We start from the raw sequence: 15,747 nt of genomic DNA, 5'->3' as shown, positions 1-15,747 counted from the left end.
TCCGCCGTGCCGCTGCCGGATTACGCTGCGCTAATCCGGCCTACATCTCTATGATTATCTGGCCTTGCAGTGGGCCGCGATGTATTCTTCATGGGGCGGCATGTGGTCCACGCAGTGGCGGATCACTTGCTTGAAGTTGGCCAGCATGTCGGCAATGTCCGCCTTGCTGCGCTGGTCCACCAGCGGGTTGTAGCCGCGCGCCCGCAAGCCCTGGCCGTGCATGACTTGCATCCAGCTGGTTTCAACGAACAATTCTTCATTGTCGCGGAAGATACGGCCATTGCTCTGGAACAGGTCCAGCTTGCGCTGCAGGCTGGCCGGGATGTCCATGTCGCGGCAATGCGTCCAGAACGGCTCCGTACGCTGGTTGGCCTTGTAGTGCAGGATCAGGAAGTCGCGGATGCTTTCATATTCGCGGTTGTATTGCTGGTTGTAGCAATCAATGTCGGCCTGGTCGAAGCCACCGTTCGGGAACAGCATCAGCATGCGCGTGATGGCGCTCTGAATCATGTGGATGCTGGTCGATTCCAGCGGTTCCATGAAGCCGCTCGACAGGCCGACAGCGACGCAGTTCTTGTTCCAGCCCACGGTGCGCTTACCGGTCTGGAATTTAATGTGGCGCGGCGCCGCCAGCGGTTCGCCATCGAGGTTGTTCATCAGGATCGTTTCCGCTTCCTGCTTGTCCATGAATTTGCTGCAATACACATGGCCATTGCCGATGCGGTGCTGCAGCGGGATGCGCCACTGCCAGCCTGCCGTGTGCGCGGTGGAGCGGGTCACAGGCTGCAGTGGGCCGCTTGACGTGCATGGTACGGCAATCGCGCTGTCGCACGGCAGCCAGTGGCTCCAGTCTTCATACGGCGTTTCCAGCGTCTTGCCGATCAACAGCGCCGCCATGCCGGAACAGTCGATAAAGAAGTCGCCGGTAATGCGCTCGCCATTTTCCATCGTCAGCGATTCAATGAAGCCATCGCCGGCGCGCTGGCCGACGCTGACGATCTTGCCTTCGGTGCGGATCACGCCGCGCTGTTCGGCGCGGCGGCGCAGGTACGCCGCGTACAGGCCGGCGTCGAAGTGGAAGGCATGCGCAATGTCGGCAAACGGCGAATCGCCATGTTCACTGGTGGCGCGCATGAACTTGTTATGGCGCGGCATCACCGTGTTGATGGAATAGTGTTCCAGTTCATCGGCTTCGCCAGCCTGGTACATCTTCAGCCAGTACTGGTAAAACTTGGCCAGCAGCTGGTCGCGGCCAATGGTGCCGAAACCGTGGATGTAGTTGTCGCCCACCTTGCCCCAGTTGCGGAATTCAATCCCCAGCTTGAACGTGGCCTGCGTTTCACGCATGAATTCGTTTTCATCCACGCCGATCAAATCGTTGTAGCCGCGGATCAGTGGGATCGTCGCTTCGCCGACGCCGATGGTGGAAATTTCATCGGATTCCACCAGGCGGATGCGGTGGTTCGTTGCAACCAGTTCGGACAGGGCGGCGGCGGTCATCCAGCCGGCTGTGCCGCCGCCGACGATGACGATGTCTTGTACGTGATTCATAAATGTAGGACGACTACGAAGAAAAGAATTCCGACAGGCTAGCACACATAAATAGAGAAACCTATTGAGATAAAGGGCAGTCTGTTGCTAATATGTTGCAAACGATTGCAGTGCTGTAGTTAAGCTACATTTGATGTAAAAATAATTAATACCTGACACGGAGACCTTATGCGCACCCTGACCCGTTTTGCCCCATTGACCCTGGCTGCCACGCTGGCCCTGACCTTCGCCTTGCCCGGTGCTGCCGGCGCAGCTGGCGTTCCCGCTGTTCCGGCGGCCGAGGCGCCATCTGTCATGGAGCACGTGGCGTGGTCGCGCAACGCCACGCTGTACCAGGTCAATGTGCGCCAGTACAGCAAGGAAGGCACGTTCAATGCGGTGACCCGTGATTTGCCGCGCCTGAAAAAACTGGGCGCAGACATCCTGTGGCTGATGCCGGTGAACCCGATCGGCAAGGACAAGCGCAAAGGCACGCTGGGCAGCTATTACGCGGTATCCGATTACACGGGTGTCAATCCGGAATTCGGTACGCTGGCGGATTTAAAGCGCCTGGTGAAGCAGGCCCACGGCATGGGCATGAAAGTCATCCTGGACTGGGTGCCGAATCATACGGCGTGGGATCACCCGTGGGTAAAGCAGCATCCCGAGTATTACAAGAAAAACGCGGAAGGTAACGTCTATCCGGTGACGTATGGCGAAGGCCCGACCCAGGAAATCTGGGAAGACGTGGTGGGGCTCGATTACACCAGCAAGGCGCTGTGGCCGGCCATGACGGAGGCCATGGCGTACTGGCTGCGTGAAGCCGATATCGATGGCTTCCGCTGCGACGTTGCCAGCGGCGTGCCGCAGGCGTATTGGCAGCAGGCCGTGGCGGATCTGAACAAGATCAAGCCGATTTTCATGCTGGCTGAAGGCGACTGGGTGGAAATGCACGACCGCGCATTTGACGCGACGTACAGCTGGGATTTGGCCGACACGATGCGCAAGATCGCAAAAGGCGAAGGTGGCGCGCAATTGCTGCGCGACTGGGTCGCCAAGCCGCCGCGCGTCTATCCCGCCGACGCGTATCGCATGCGCTTCACCAATAACCATGACTTCAATTCGTGGGTCGGCACCGACCGCGAATTGTATGGTCCCGCCTACCAGGCCATGGCCGTGCTGACGTTCACGTTGCCCGGCATGCCGCTGGTGTACAACGGCCAGGAATCGGGCATCGACAAGCGGCTGGAATTCTTTGAAAAAGATCCGATCGACTGGAAAAAATATGAACTGACGCCGTTCTATGCGGGCTTGGCAAAGCTGAAGCACGCCAATCCGGCGCTGTGGAATGGCCAGTACGGCGGCGACATGGTGGTGCGCGACGCGGGCAACGAGAATGTGTTTGCGTTTACCCGTACGCGTGGCGCCAACGTGGTGGACGTGGCGGTGAACTTGTCCGGCGCGCAGCAGCAGTACACCGGCAAGGATGGCAAACCGGCGGCCCTGGCGCCATGGCGCTGGACGATCAGCGCGGGCAAGGCGCACTAAGGTCAGCGGCCGGTTTGCTGGAAGCGCTGCACGGATAAGCCGCACGGCAAATCCACTTCGGCCCAGCCGGTCCACCCTGGCTGGGCGCGCTGGGCGCCGGTCAGCAGCGGGGCCGGTGCCGTAAAGGCGGGGTCGCTGGCATACAGCAGTTGCGGTCCCGCCCAGATCAACGTGCGCGCCGGTTCATGCGCGGCCAGTTTGGCGCCGATCGTGCGGACCTGGTCCGCGTCGCGCGACACGGGGCACACCTGGCGCAGCACTTCCTGCGCGCGCTGGCGGTTGGCCATTACTGGATCGCCGGAGTGGTTGCGCCAGGTGCTGAAAGCCAGCGCAGCGAGTGTCGCCGCTGCGGCCAGCGCGGCAAATAATAAACGTCGTGTTTTCATGGCCGCGAGTGTAGCAGCGCAGCCATGTCCAAGTCAGCCTAAGCGCGGCGGCGCCGGCGCCACGCCAGCCATCCCAATCCCGCCGCCAGCATGGTCCACGTCGCTGGCTCCGGCACATTCGACACTTCCGCAAACTGAAAATCATCCGCGACCCAGTGGCCGCTTTGCGTCCCCAGTTCATGCCGGTCAATGCGGTAGCCTGTGATGCCGGACAGCGATGCAAAGCTGCTGGTGTCAATGAAGGAAAGTGGTTCCGGCAAGCCGGGATGCGTATCGGGCAAGTTGAAGACGATGGAAGCCAGGTCCGTGCCGCCAGCCACCGCCACAATGGTGACTTGGTCCGCGCCGCCTTCGCTGTAGCCGTAATACTGGTTGCGCCCGAACCACGCTCCCGTCAGCACTTTATCGGTGGTGATGGTGAGGCCGGAATTGCCATCCTGGTTGGTGACGAAATAATGGCCGGAATGGGCAATGCCGAATGTGGGGCCGGATGGGCCGCCCACGCGGTATGCGTCGCCCACCACGGAAAAGCGCGCATCCCACGTGACGCCCGCGTAGTCGAGGCTGTTGGTGAAGTTGGTGTACTGGAGACCGGTGCCGGTATTGATGGCTGGCGGGTTGGGCAGGTCGTCAAATGTGGCAATGGCGGCCGCCGATGCGTGCAGCGCTGCACCCAGCAGCATTGCTGCCAGCGCAGGTTTTATGAGGGTAGCAATTTGCATGGCCTGATCTCCGTTAAATGTTGTTGAAATTTTATCGCAAGCAAATTGATAAGATGAGTGGTAAGTTAATGATCTGTGTCTTTTCGTCATCACAAAAGACACATTTCGAATACTTTACCGAGGAGTAACACGTGAGCGACAACAAGCAAGTGATCCGCAAGCTGTACGACGAAGGGTTTAACACGGGTGATGTGGAAGTAATGAAGGCGCTGGTGTCCGATGATTTCCAGGGCAGCCGTGGCGAAAAGGGACCGGAAGAATTCGCGGCCAGTATCGTGTCGCTGCGCAAAGGTTTTCCCGACGTGCGCTTCACCATCGAAGACGTGATTGCGGAAGGCGACAGGGTAGCGGTGCGTTGGCGCTTTGACGCCACGCACAACGGCCCGTTTGCCGGCACGCCCGCAACGGGCAAAGCCGTGACGCAGACAGCCAATGTGATTTACCAGTTGCGCGACGGGCGCATCACCCGCGCCTGGCAACAGGTGGACAGGCTGGGATTGCTGCAGCAGATCGGCGCGGTGGCCGTATAAATAAAAAACGGGCCTGTTTTCACAGGCCCGCTTGCTTTACGCTATTACTTCTTGTCGGCAGCCGCCAGCTGGCGGTTTTGCTCATCCAGCCACGTCTTCAGCGGCGCGAAATAATCCACCAGCGCCTGGCCGTCGATGCGGTCTTCGCCGGAAATGGCTTTCAGCGCTTCCGGCCATGGCTTGCTGGCGCCCATTTCCAGCATCTTCTGGAATTTGGCGCCGGCTTTTTCATTGCCATAGATTGAGCAGCGGTGCAGCGGTCCCGTGTAGCCGGCTTCCTTGCACAGCGCGCGGTGGAACTGGAACTGCAGCATGTGCGCCAGGAAGTAGCGCGCGTACGGTACGTCGGCCGCCACGTGGTACTTGGCGCCCGCATCAAAGCCATTGGCCGTGATCGGACCTGGACGCGACATGCCCATGTACTGTTCGCGCAGCTGCCACCACGTCTTGTCGTAATCGGCCGGCTGCACTTTGCCGGCATAGACATCCCAGCGCCATTTGTCGACCATGTACGCGAACGGCAGGAACGCGACTTTCGCCAGCGCGCGCTGCATCAGTTCGGAGACGTCGTCGCCTGCCTGCTGGTTCTGGTCCATCAAGCCGATTTTCTTCAGGTAGTCCGGCGTGATCGACAGCGCCACCGTGTCGCCGATGGCTTCGTGGAAGCCGTCATTGGCGCCGCCCTGGAACAGGAATGGCTGCTTGTTGTAGGCCAGGTCGTAATAGATGTGGCCCAGCTCATGGTGGATGACCTTGAATTCTTCATCGGTCGGGCGGATGCACATCTTGATGCGCACGTCTTCTTTGCCATCCAGCGTCCAGGCGGAAGCGTGGCACACCACTTCACGGTCGCGCGGCTTGGTCAGCAGCGAACGCTCCCAGAACGTTTCCGGCAGCTTGCGCATGCCCAGCGACGTGTAGAATTTTTCCGCGTACTGCGTCATTTGCTTGGCGTCGGTCTTGCGCTCTTCCAACACCTTGGTCAAGTCATAGTTGCCGGCGTTGGCGGCAGGCTTGAGCAGCGGGTAAATGTTTTCCCAGCTCTGGCTCCACATATTGCCGAACAGGTGGGCAGGAATCGGGCCGGTGGCCGGCACCACGTCCGGGCCATACGCTGCGCGCAGTTTATAGCGGGTGTAGGTGTGCAGCGAGTCGTACAGCGGCTTGACTTGCTGCCAAATGCGTTCCATCTCGGCGGCAAAAGCCTCTGGCGGCATGTCATACTGCGAGCGCCACAGGGCGCCCGTATCGGCAAAGCCCATTTCGCGTGCGCCCTTGTTGGACAGCGCCACGTAATCAACGTACATCTGCTTGTAGGCCGGCGATTGCGCGTGCCAGCCAGTCCAGATTTCTTTCAGCTTGGCCGGGTCGCGGCTGGTGGCCAGCACTTTTTCCAGTTCGCCCAGCGGCATGCATTCGCCGCCCGGCGGGCAGTATTTGCCTTTGCCGTAAGCCGCGTTCAGGCCGGCCTGCTTGGCGGCATACGCTTCACGCTCTTTGGCGTCCGGCAGCATCAGCGTCAGTTGCAGGAACTTCAGCTTGCGGGCGTAATCGTCTTTCAGTTTCAAGCCATTGTAGCGGCGCGCCGCCAGCGCGGCATCACCCGCCAGCGACAGCTGCTTTTCGCCGAAGTACGTGGCCAGCGCTTCGGTGTCTTCCGTGATGAAGTTCTGCGCAACCCACTGGGCGCGGCCGCCGTCGAGGTTAAGTTTCTCCATCTTGGCTTCCGTCTCATTGAGGAAGCGTTCCGCCTCGGCCACGGTCGGCTTGCTTTTGGCAGCCGGTTTGGTGGCGCTCGCCGTTTCAGCGGCATGGGCGATCTGGAAAGCGCCCACGGCCACCATCACGGCGACGGGGAGAGCTTTCAGGTACAGGGGTTTGGTCACCGGTGTCTCCTAGTGGTTTTATAAAGCGCGTAATATACACCGGCGTGCGCAGAATTCTGTCTTGAAAATGGCCCGGTGTTACAAATGGCGCGTCTCTTCCGGCGCGTTCCACCAATTGTTATGCCGTCCGTCCATATACTTGACGGGCCCGCTGGTCAATTCTTCCGGCGTCGCATCGTCCAGGCAAGCTACCTGGATCGACACATAGGCGCCGCCGATCTCTTCGATATAGCCGCGGCTAAACGAATGGACGCCGCACGTGCGGCAAAACACGTGATGGCCGCTCTTCGTGTTGAACTGGTAGTCGGACAGCGTGTTTTCATCGCTCTGCAGCCGGAAGGCTTCCGGCTTGACGATGGTGCTCCAGTTGCGCAACTTGGTGCAGATCGAACAATTGCACTTGCCGGTGCCGGCAGCCAGGTCGATATCCGCTTCAAAGCGCACCGCGCCGCAATGACAACTGCCGTGGTAGGTCTTTAGCACAATGGTCTCCTTGGATAGGTGAGAGCGCCAGTGTAGCCAAATCACTTGGTGCAGGCGCACGGCTGCTGCTTTGCAGCCAGCCATGCCGCCAGATGGGGATCACGCGGCAGTAGCACGTCAAACACACCGATGGCGGCCATCGCAGGCAAGGCTTGCGCCATATCCGTTTCGGCTTGTGCGCGCTCGGCTGTTGTGCTGTCTGGATTGAGCCAGCAGCGGGCGTTGGCGAGGAAGGCGGCGATCGTACCTTTGCGGACTTCCATACCATTGAATTGCGCGGTGCTGGCGCCGGCAGGGAGGATGTCGTGGGCTTGCATGATGGCTCCTGTGCGAGTGGGGATGGCGCCAGTATCGGCGCATCCTTGTGGCGTGGCTTGCGTATTTTGGCCATAATGTGTCGAATGTGCGCCACATCCGAATCGCCATTGCTGCCTGTGAACGCTGCCAACCGCCTGGATGGGCCGCCGGTCATTGCCGTGCTGGCGCAGGGGGCGCCCCGGGATACCGCCATGCACCGGCATGCGCGCGGGCAGGTGCTGGCGTCGATGAACGGATTGCTGGTGGTGGAAACGGAAGCGGGAAGGCTGTCCGTTCCACCCGGCTGTGCAGCGTGGCTGCCGCCGAAATGCCGGCACGGCATGCGGGCGCACGGACCATTTCACGGCTGGAGCGCGTATATCGTGCCGGGGGCGGGATTGCCGGGCGAAGCTTGCGTAATGCAGGTGCCGGAGTTGCTTCGGGCTGCAGCGCTGCGCGCCGCGTCGTGGCAGCTTGATGGCGCGTGGACGGCGGCACAGCAACATATCGCGGCCGTCATCATCGATGAATTATCCAATGCGCCGTCGCAGGCGTGGACTTTGCCGTTGCCGCATGAGCGGCGCATGCTGAAGCTGGCGCGGCATGTGGCGGATCATCCAGGGGACGTGCGCAGGATGCCGGAGTTGGCTGCGTGGGCTGGTATCGCACCACGGACGTTGACGCGCCGCTTTGCCGCAGAAACCGGGATGGCGTTTGCCGCGTGGCGCCGCAGGGCGTGCGTACTGCGTGCGATGGCGCTATTGGCGGAAGAGTTGCCGGTGACGGCTATTGCATTGGAACTGGGCTATGACAGCCTGAGTGCTTTCATTGCCATGTTCAGGCGGGAAACAGGCGTGACGCCGTCGCAGTACGCAATGGCGCGGCAGCGTTAGTGCAGTATTGCCGGCAGGGTTGACAGCAAACCTGCCACACATGCCGCCACCGTGCTGATACGCAGTGTTCGCGGCGCATAGGCCAGTTGCAGCATGACGGCAGGCGCGGTCACCGTCAGCGCGCCGATACACAGCAGGACGCCTTGTGCGCTTCCTGCCTGGTGCATGGCAATGGCCAGGGCCGCCAGCAGGCATGCCGCGGCGCCAAGGCGCAGTGCAATGCGCAATTGCGGAGAGCGCGGTACCCTGTATGCCACCACCGCCGCGTGATGGCGCGCCATCGACTGGCTCATGGCGCTCAGTCCTGTGTAAGCAAGTGCGAACAGGGCCAGTGCGTTCATTTTGAAATCTCTTGCATGGTCGAGAGCGGAGTAAGTGTCTCACCCTTGTACTTGCGCTTGCGCCCCAGCCGCAGCGCCGCTACCGCCAGCAGCATGCCCAGCGCCAACGCCGTGAAATCAAACGCCGCCACCGCCAGCGGCGCGTTGTGGCGGAACAGCACGGCCAGCGCATGGGTTGCAGTCGTCATGGCGTTGAGCACCGGCAGCCCGCCCAGCAATAGCGCGCCGCATGCCAGCTGTGCGCGCCACATGGCGCGGCCCTGGCGCCATTGCGCCAGCAGCAGGGCGGCGCCCCACGCGGCAAAGAACACAGCCACTTCGCGGTCGGCCCGCTGCGCCAGTTGCAGCGGCAACAGGCGGTTGGCCCAGAAGTAAGCGCCATACGCAATCGGCAAGCCGGCAATGCAGCCGATATTCAAGCCATGGACGAGCCGCGCGCCGAAGCCGCTGTGCCGCTGGCGTTTGGCGGCCCACAGCAGGGCGCCTGTCGCCACCATCGCGCATCCCGCCAGGCCGGAAATAAAGAACAGCCAGCGCAGCAGCGGTTCCGCAAAGCGCGCAATGTGCAAACCATACAGCACGCCGTGTGCCGCCAGCGCCGTGCTGGCGCTATCGCCGCTGGCTGCCAAAAGCGCGCCGCCAGCGCCGTCGAATTGCATGGCCGGCTGTTTATTGGACAGGTCGCCCCCTGCCGCGCGGGTCACAGAGATGCGGGCATTGGCGTCATTGGGATGGGCGATGCTGATGGTGCCGGCCGGACGTCCGCCCCAGTGGCGCTGCGCCTGTTCCAGCATGGGGCCGACCGGCGCCAGCGGCGCGCTGATACCCGCCGCCGTGGCAGGTTTGCCGACGCTGGGATAGATGTCCGACAGCAGCGCGCCTTTGTCATCCTTGTACACGGCCTGGCCTGCGAACGGCATGTACATGAACATCAGCGTCACCAGCCCCGTGTACGTGACCATCATGTGGAACGGCAGTGCAAACACGCCCACTGCATTGTGCGCATCCTGCCACGAGCGTGCGCCTTTGCCTGGCCTGAATGTGAAGAAATCGCGGAAGATGCGGCGGTGGGTAACGACGCCGGACAGCAGCGATACCAGCAGCACCATGCCGCACAAGCCTGCAATCCAGCGGCCCGTTTGCGGTGGCACGTAATACAGGTCGAAATGTAGGCGGCTGAGGAATGCGCCGGCGTGCGTGTCGCGGGCCGGCGCCAATTCGGCACGGGTGGCGGGATCGATGAGCGCTGTATTCAATTTGCCATCCGGGCCGCTCCACGTGGCGCGAATATAGGGTGTACGGCCGGTTGGCAGCGTGATGAACCAGTGTTTGGCCTGGGCCGCACGCTGCTGCATCACCTGTATGGCCGCTACACCTGCCTGCGTGTTCGATACCGGTTGCATGGCGGCGCCGTGCAATTCCGGCTTCATCCACAAGGTGATCTCGTCGCGGAAGTAGCTGGCCGTGCCGGACGAGAACATCAGCAGCAACAGCCAGCACACCAGCAAGCCTGTCCATGTATGCAGCGACGCCATTTTCTGGCGGAACGAACCCGTCATGCGAGCCCCTTCACCGCCAGCGCCATGGCCGCCGCGGGCAGCAATAATTCCCCCCACGCGCGCCACGCGCTGGGCGCGGCAAACGCGCGCAAGGCGGCAGCGGCATACAGGGCAAATGACAGCAGCGTGGCTGCCACGACGGCGTCGGCGCGGGTCAATGGCAGGCAAGTGGCCAGCAGTGCGGAGGAGGTGGCGGCAAATGCATAGCCACCGATGAGGGCAGCGCATGCACGTGATACGGCGATGGCAAGGGGAGAGCGCGGCATGGTGTCAAAAAACCTGGAATGCCGCGGATTCTAACGATGGGTGGTCAAAACAGCAACGGGCAGCACTGTGCTGCCCGTGTTGTGTTGTTAAAGGACCTCGCTGAGCGGCCGATTCAGTAATCGAGTCTGCGCTGTTTGCCCGTACTGTAGGGGAGGTCTTCGTCGCGCGGCAAGCGCTGGTGGCGGTCGGTTTCGCCGATAGCGCCACCGTTGGCTTTTTCATCGGCTTTTTCCGACGTGCGGTGGCGGCGGTTTGCATCGCTGGTGCTGGCTGGCTGAGGTTTCTTTGAGTCAATCATTATCGGCTCCCTCGTCGATATATCACAGTATGGAAATCTTAGCGCGAGCCGGTAGTATGCCATGTCGGAATGGCGATTGGTGTGGTGTAGGAAAAAGTGACGAAAACCCGCCACCCAGCCGTGGCGGGACAGCAAATATTACTTTGCTAGCAAGAATTCCAGCGGCGTGGCCAGCCTCGCCGCCCACGATTTCTCGCTGTGGTCCGTGCCGGGATACGCCTTGCTGAGGAAGTGCTTGTCGTCATACCCATGCTCGCGCACGAGGATATCGGCGAACGCCTGGTGCACACCGTACAGCGCGTCGATGGTCTGGTCGCCGTGGTCCATGTAGATGCGGTGCGTCTTCGCATCCGGCAGTTTGGCTTGCATGTAGTTGAAGAAGCCCAGCGGCATCACGGCGTTCTGGCCGCCTGCGCCGGGCCAGTGCGTGGACACGCAGCCTGCCGCGCCAAACACGTCAGGATATTCGCTGATGGCGTACAGTGAAATCAATCCGCCCATGCTGGAGCCCATGATGGCCGTGTCATCGCGGCCGGTCAGCGTCGCATATTTCTTGTCGATGGCCGGCTTCAATTCCTGCACGAGGAAGCGCAGGTAATCGTCCGCGCGCGGCTTGCCGCCCAGCGCGCGTTCGATAATGTTTTTGCGCGCTTCCTGCGGCACATAGTCCAGCGCCTTTTGCGGGAAGTATTCGGGATGGCGGTATTTATCGCTGTTCCACACGCCGACCACGATGGTGTCCGGCACCTTGCCGTCGCGGATCAACTTGCCCAGTACTTCATCGACTTGCCACTCTTGCTTGTTCCACGTGGTGGCCGCGTCGTACAGCATCTGGCCATCGTGCATGTACAGCACCTTGTAGCGCTTTTTACCGTCATAGCCGGCCGGCAGCCACACATCGACATTGCGCGCATCAATAAAGCGCGACGGGAATTGTTCCAGCCGCTCGATGTGGCCGGATTCGACTTTGGGCACTTCGGCGGCAAACGACGGCAAGGCTGCCAGCAGGGCTGCGGACAACAGTAATGGTTTCAACATCAGCGGCCCCCGTTACAGTGAAATGGCGACAGCAGCATGGTCACGCTTGCCCATATCGATGCCGATGTTGAGATTGTGCGTCTTCGCATCCCACGTGGACTTCACCGGCAGGCCGTCGACCAGCACGCGCGCAGGTTTGGCGTCCACGTTGTGTACGGTCAGCGCCACGGAACGGTCCGTGCGCTGGTAATGCGCCCCCGTTTCCGAAGCCACGCTGATCGCCAGTTCCTTGCCCTTCAACGCACTGGTAAAGCGCACGATTTCATACTGGCCTTTGGCGTACGCATCCGGCGTGGCGCCATCATCGTCATACAGCTTGCCATTGCCGGAGGCGATGGCCGCGTCGTGCCAGTAATGCAGTTCCAGTTTGCGCGTCGAATAATCCCGCGTGCTTTGCACCGGCTGCACCATCGGGATAAACGCGCCGCCTCGCACAAATACGGGGATATGGTCCAGCGCCAACGGCACCACGGCCGTAATGCCGCCGTTGTAGCGGCGGCCTGTATTGAAATCAAACCACGCAGCGCTGGTCTTGGGCAGATACACTTCCTTGCGGCGCGCGCCCGGTTCCGTGATGGGGGCGACAACGAAGTCGCGGCCCCACAGGTAGGAAGCAGCATAGCCGCGGGCGTTTTCATTGTCCGGCTCTTCAAACAGCATCGAGCGCATCAGCGGCGCGCCAGTCTGGCTGTTGTCGAAAGCCGCCGTGTAGTTATAGGGCAGCAGGCTGTAACGCAGGCGGATCGCAGCGCGGGCCAGTTCTTTGGTTGCCTGCTCGCGGAACACGGCTTCGGACGGCACTTCCTGCTGGGCGTGCGGACGGAACATCGGCGTGAACACGCCATATTGCAGCCAGCGCGTGTACAGTTCGTCGTCCAGGTAGGCATTGGCAAAACCGCCCAGGTCCGAATGCATGTAACCGATACCCTGCATGCCCATTTGCAGTGCAATTTCCGGCTGCGACGTCAAACCGCCCCAGCTGCGGTTGACGTCACCCGTCCACGGGATCAGGCCAAAGCGCTGCGAACCCGAGTAGCCGGCGCGCATCAGGATGAATGGGCGTTCGTTCGGGAAGTCCTTGCGGTAGCCTTCATGGATCAGGCGCGCCCAGTCGTGGCCATAGATGTTGTGGACCTGATCGGCGCCCAGCGCCCCATTGGCGCCATGGCGCACCCACGTTGGATGCACTTCCGGTTCGCCCAGGTCGCCCCACCAGCCGGCTACGCCGTATTCATTGCGCAGGTTCTTATAAATATTCCAGAACCAGTCGCGCCCTTCGGCTTTATATAAGTCGACGATGCCCGTGTTGCCGAAGTAAAAATCATATTTGGCCGGTGCGCCTTTGCCATCGGTGGCCAGCACTTGCTTATCCACGGCTTCCTGCCATTTCGACGACGTGGTCAGCACGAATGGCTCCGTAATCAGTACGGTTTTCACGCCCTGTGCCGCGAAGTCGGCCACCATTTTTTTCGGCGTCGGGAAGTTATCCTTGTCCCACGCCAGGTTGCCCATCGTGCCTTTGATGTCTTTGCCGAACCAGTACAAGTCAAACACGATGGCATCGACCGGGATCTTGTCGGCCTTGAATTTGCCAATGACGTCGCGCGCCTCCTGTTCGCTGTGATAGCCGAAGCGGCTGGCGAAGTTGCCGAACGCCCAGCGTGGCGGCAGCGGCTGGCGGCCCGTCAGGCTGGTATAGCTGGCAACGATATCGTCCCAGTTGTCGCCCGCAATGACCTGGTACGTCTTGCGGCCGCTGATCGTTTCATACGCCAGCGTATTGTCTTTCTTGCTGTCGAAATCAAGGTGGCCGATGGCGGCATTATCAAAGTGCAGCGCATACAGCTTGGACGACATCGCGATCGGCAGGGTGAAATTCATCAATTCCGAATGGTCGTCATAGCCATAATGCGCGCGGTTGTACAAGGCAAAGCGATGGCCGCGGCGGTTCATGCCAGTGGCGCGGGCGCCTGCGCCGTACAGCGCTTCATCCTTATCCAGCTCAAAATCGATGGCTTCGGCCCCATCTTTCTTCACGTAGCCATGTTTTTCCGCCACCAGCGGCTTGCCCTTGTACGCGTAGGCGATGCGGAACGGCGATTTGGTAATAGTGACCGTGATGCCGCCCGTCTCATACGTCAACTGCCTGCCGTCATCCTTCAGCGCCGCACTGTCTTTGGATGGCGCCAGCACCACGGCGTGCGAAGCCGGGTCGAACGCTTCGCCTTTCGGCACGAACGACGTTTCCATGATGTGCGGCGAATACGCGCGGATCAGGTAAGCGCCATCGGACGTGGCAACTTCCAGGCGGCCATTGTTGATCGCAGCGGATTCAAAGGTGCGGCCTTGCTGGGCCATGGCCAGCGGTGTTGTCATCAAAAGCAGGGGAAGGGCGATGCGGGCAGGGAATGTCATATGGATTCAGCGGCTGGGTGTGCGTTTATGAATATAACTGCGCCATTGTAATCCTGCTGTACAGGAAAACACCATTTTTATGTTGTTCGACTACATTTCTGTCTTTTGCTGCACAATTTGTCCAGTATTTTCACGTTGACACCCCATATGGACAGTGTTACTTTACTACAAATTGATTCTTATAAGCGGGGACAGGCAGCATGCAAACGACTTCCACCAAGCCCAGGCTGACGTTCTGGCAGCTCTGGAACATGAGCTTTGGCTTCTTCGGCATTCAGTTCGGCTTTGCGCTGCAAAACACGAACACCAGCCGCATTTTCTCCACCTTGGGTGCGGGCCTGGAAGACTTGCCGCTGTTCTGGCTGGCCGCTCCCGTGACAGGCTTGCTGGTGCAGCCGGTGATTGGCTACCTTAGTGACAATACGTGGCACCCGGCCTGGGGCCGCCGCCGTCCGTTCTTCTTTATCGGCGCCATCCTGGCGTCGATTGCGCTGTTCCTGCTGCCCAATTGCACGGCGCTGTGGGCGGCATTTGCCGTGCTGTGGATGATGGATGCATCGATCAATGTGTCGATGGAACCGTTCCGCGCATTCGTTGGCGACAAGCTCGATGAATCGCAGCAGACCACCGGCTTTGCCATGCAAACGTTCTTCATTGGCTGCGGCGCCGTGATTGCCTCGCTGCTGCCGGCCATTTTTGCCGATATCCTCGGCGTGTCCAATGTGCCGGTCAATGGCTCGATTCCTGACACCGTGCGCTACTCGTTCTATGTGGGCGGTGCGGCGTATGCGATTGCCGTGCTGTGGACCACGTTCACGACGACGGAAATCCCGCCGGACGACGTGGCAAAGTTCCGCGCCGAGCGCCAGCTGGGCGTGGGCCACGCGATGGCGGAAATCTTCGGTGGCCTGTTCCGTATGCCGAAGACCATGGTGCAGCTGGCGTTTGTGCAATTCTTTACGTGGATCGCCCTGTTCGCCATGTGGATCTATACGACGGGCGCCGTGGCCGACAACGTGTTCGGCACCACCGATGCGCAATCGGCGGCTTACCAGGAAGCGGGCAACTGGATCGGCAAGATGTTTGCCGTGTACAGCGGCGTATCCGCACTGGCCGCCTTTGTTTTGCCGGTCTTCGCCCGCTACACCAGCCGCCGCTTCGTGCACATGGTGTGCCTGGTGATTGGCGGCGTATCGCTGATGAGCATCATGGCCATCCACAGCATCAATATGCTGATGGTGCCGATGATCGGTGTGGGCATTGCGTGGGCATCGATCCTGACCATGCCTTACTCGATCCTGGCAGCAGCCTTGCCTGCGCACCGCATGGGCTTTTACATGGGCGTATTCAACTTCTTCATCGTGATCCCGCAAATCGCTTCCGGGCTGTTGCTGGGCTTTGTCACCAAGAACATGTTCGATGGCCACGCCGCCAGCACGCTGGCGCTGGGCGGCGCCTCGATGATCATTGGCGGCCTGCTGTCTATGATGGTGCGTGAACCGGTGGCGCGCCGCGCCAGCGCGCCGGAAGCGTTGCAAAAAGCGTCGTAATTCC

The 15,747-nt window shown here is 60.8% G+C and carries 16 protein-coding genes; 4 read left to right on the top strand and 12 right to left on the bottom strand.

From position 1 onward, the window contains the following. Positions 1-54 precede the first annotated feature (54 nt). Positions 55-1,551 carry a tryptophan halogenase family protein gene (locus tag GM668_RS01140; RefSeq protein ID WP_155437094.1) on the bottom strand — a complete coding sequence of 499 codons (1,497 nt, stop codon included), beginning with the start codon at positions 1,549-1,551 and terminating at the stop codon, positions 55-57. Positions 1,552-1,719: 168 nt separating this feature from the next. On the opposite strand from GM668_RS01140, the gene GM668_RS01135 reads away from it, so the two are divergent. Next, a complete protein-coding gene (locus GM668_RS01135; protein WP_155437093.1) occupies positions 1,720-3,078 on the top strand; it encodes an alpha-amylase family glycosyl hydrolase in 1,359 nt (452 codons plus the stop codon). 2 nt (positions 3,079-3,080) lie between these two features. Here the strand turns inward: GM668_RS01135 and GM668_RS01130 are convergent, their stop codons facing one another. Both GM668_RS01130 and GM668_RS01125 read right to left on the bottom strand, forming a co-directional pair. After that, positions 3,081-3,464, bottom strand: coding sequence for a hypothetical protein (locus tag GM668_RS01130; protein WP_155437092.1), 384 nt, complete (start codon positions 3,462-3,464; stop codon positions 3,081-3,083). Positions 3,465-3,502: 38 nt separating this feature from the next. Then, positions 3,503-4,186, bottom strand: coding sequence for a PEP-CTERM sorting domain-containing protein (locus GM668_RS01125; RefSeq protein ID WP_211923335.1), 684 nt, complete (start codon positions 4,184-4,186; stop codon positions 3,503-3,505). A gap of 131 nt (positions 4,187-4,317) precedes the next feature. Here GM668_RS01125 and GM668_RS01120 point away from each other — a divergent pair, with 131 nt between their 5' ends. Then, positions 4,318-4,716: an ester cyclase gene (locus GM668_RS01120; RefSeq protein ID WP_170305442.1), complete on the top strand. Its 399-nt coding sequence runs from the start codon at positions 4,318-4,320 to the stop codon at positions 4,714-4,716. A gap of 44 nt (positions 4,717-4,760) precedes the next feature. Here the strand turns inward: GM668_RS01120 and GM668_RS01115 are convergent, their stop codons facing one another. From GM668_RS01115 to GM668_RS01105, 3 genes are all read right to left on the bottom strand, one after another. After that, a complete protein-coding gene (locus tag GM668_RS01115) occupies positions 4,761-6,602 on the bottom strand; it encodes a M2 family metallopeptidase (RefSeq protein WP_371868597.1) in 1,842 nt (613 codons plus the stop codon). Between the two features lie 78 nt (positions 6,603-6,680). Beyond that, on the bottom strand, positions 6,681-7,085 hold the full coding sequence (locus GM668_RS01110; protein WP_170305441.1) for a GFA family protein: 405 nt from the start codon (positions 7,083-7,085) through the stop codon (positions 6,681-6,683). 41 nt (positions 7,086-7,126) lie between these two features. Further along, positions 7,127-7,402, bottom strand: a complete 276-nt coding sequence (locus GM668_RS01105) for a hypothetical protein (RefSeq protein WP_155437089.1) — start codon at positions 7,400-7,402, stop codon at positions 7,127-7,129. A gap of 84 nt (positions 7,403-7,486) precedes the next feature. Between GM668_RS01105 and GM668_RS01100 the strand changes: the two genes are divergently transcribed. After that, positions 7,487-8,275: an AraC family transcriptional regulator gene (locus tag GM668_RS01100; protein WP_229498794.1), complete on the top strand. Its 789-nt coding sequence runs from the start codon at positions 7,487-7,489 to the stop codon at positions 8,273-8,275. Here the strand turns inward: GM668_RS01100 and GM668_RS01095 are convergent. The 6 genes from GM668_RS01095 to GM668_RS01070 form a co-directional block, all read right to left on the bottom strand. Then, complete coding sequence (locus GM668_RS01095) at positions 8,272-8,616, bottom strand: DUF3325 domain-containing protein (RefSeq protein ID WP_155437087.1); 345 nt, start codon at positions 8,614-8,616, stop codon at positions 8,272-8,274. The two genes, GM668_RS01100 and GM668_RS01095, sit on opposite strands and share 4 nt — an antisense overlap. Further along, positions 8,613-10,175 (bottom strand): PepSY-associated TM helix domain-containing protein, encoded by a 1,563-nt coding sequence (locus GM668_RS01090; RefSeq protein WP_155437086.1) that lies wholly within the window; start codon positions 10,173-10,175, stop codon positions 8,613-8,615. Before GM668_RS01090 ends, GM668_RS01095 begins: the two co-directional genes overlap by 4 nt. Then, a complete protein-coding gene (locus tag GM668_RS01085) occupies positions 10,172-10,441 on the bottom strand; it encodes a DUF3649 domain-containing protein (RefSeq protein WP_155437085.1) in 270 nt (89 codons plus the stop codon). The genes GM668_RS01090 and GM668_RS01085 overlap by 4 nt, the downstream gene beginning before the upstream one ends. Before the next feature lie 113 nt (positions 10,442-10,554). After that, entirely contained in the window at positions 10,555-10,740 is a 186-nt protein-coding gene (locus tag GM668_RS01080) for a hypothetical protein (RefSeq protein ID WP_155437084.1), read from the bottom strand. Positions 10,741-10,878: 138 nt separating this feature from the next. After that, positions 10,879-11,778 carry an alpha/beta hydrolase gene (locus GM668_RS01075; protein WP_155437083.1) on the bottom strand — a complete coding sequence of 300 codons (900 nt, stop codon included), beginning with the start codon at positions 11,776-11,778 and terminating at the stop codon, positions 10,879-10,881. Positions 11,779-11,790: 12 nt separating this feature from the next. After that, positions 11,791-14,193 carry a glycoside hydrolase family 31 protein gene (locus tag GM668_RS01070; RefSeq protein WP_155437082.1) on the bottom strand — a complete coding sequence of 801 codons (2,403 nt, stop codon included), beginning with the start codon at positions 14,191-14,193 and terminating at the stop codon, positions 11,791-11,793. Positions 14,194-14,393: 200 nt separating this feature from the next. Here GM668_RS01070 and GM668_RS01065 point away from each other — a divergent pair, with 200 nt between their 5' ends. Further along, complete coding sequence (locus GM668_RS01065; RefSeq protein ID WP_155437081.1) at positions 14,394-15,743, top strand: MFS transporter; 1,350 nt, start codon at positions 14,394-14,396, stop codon at positions 15,741-15,743. Positions 15,744-15,747: the final 4 nt, after the last annotated feature.

Source organism: Pseudoduganella ginsengisoli, from assembly GCF_009720865.1.
Lineage (GTDB): Bacteria > Pseudomonadota > Gammaproteobacteria > Burkholderiales > Burkholderiaceae_D > Rugamonas > Rugamonas ginsengisoli.
The sequence above is the reverse complement of the archived record's forward strand: the minus strand, read 5'-3'. Positions and strand labels throughout refer to the sequence as shown.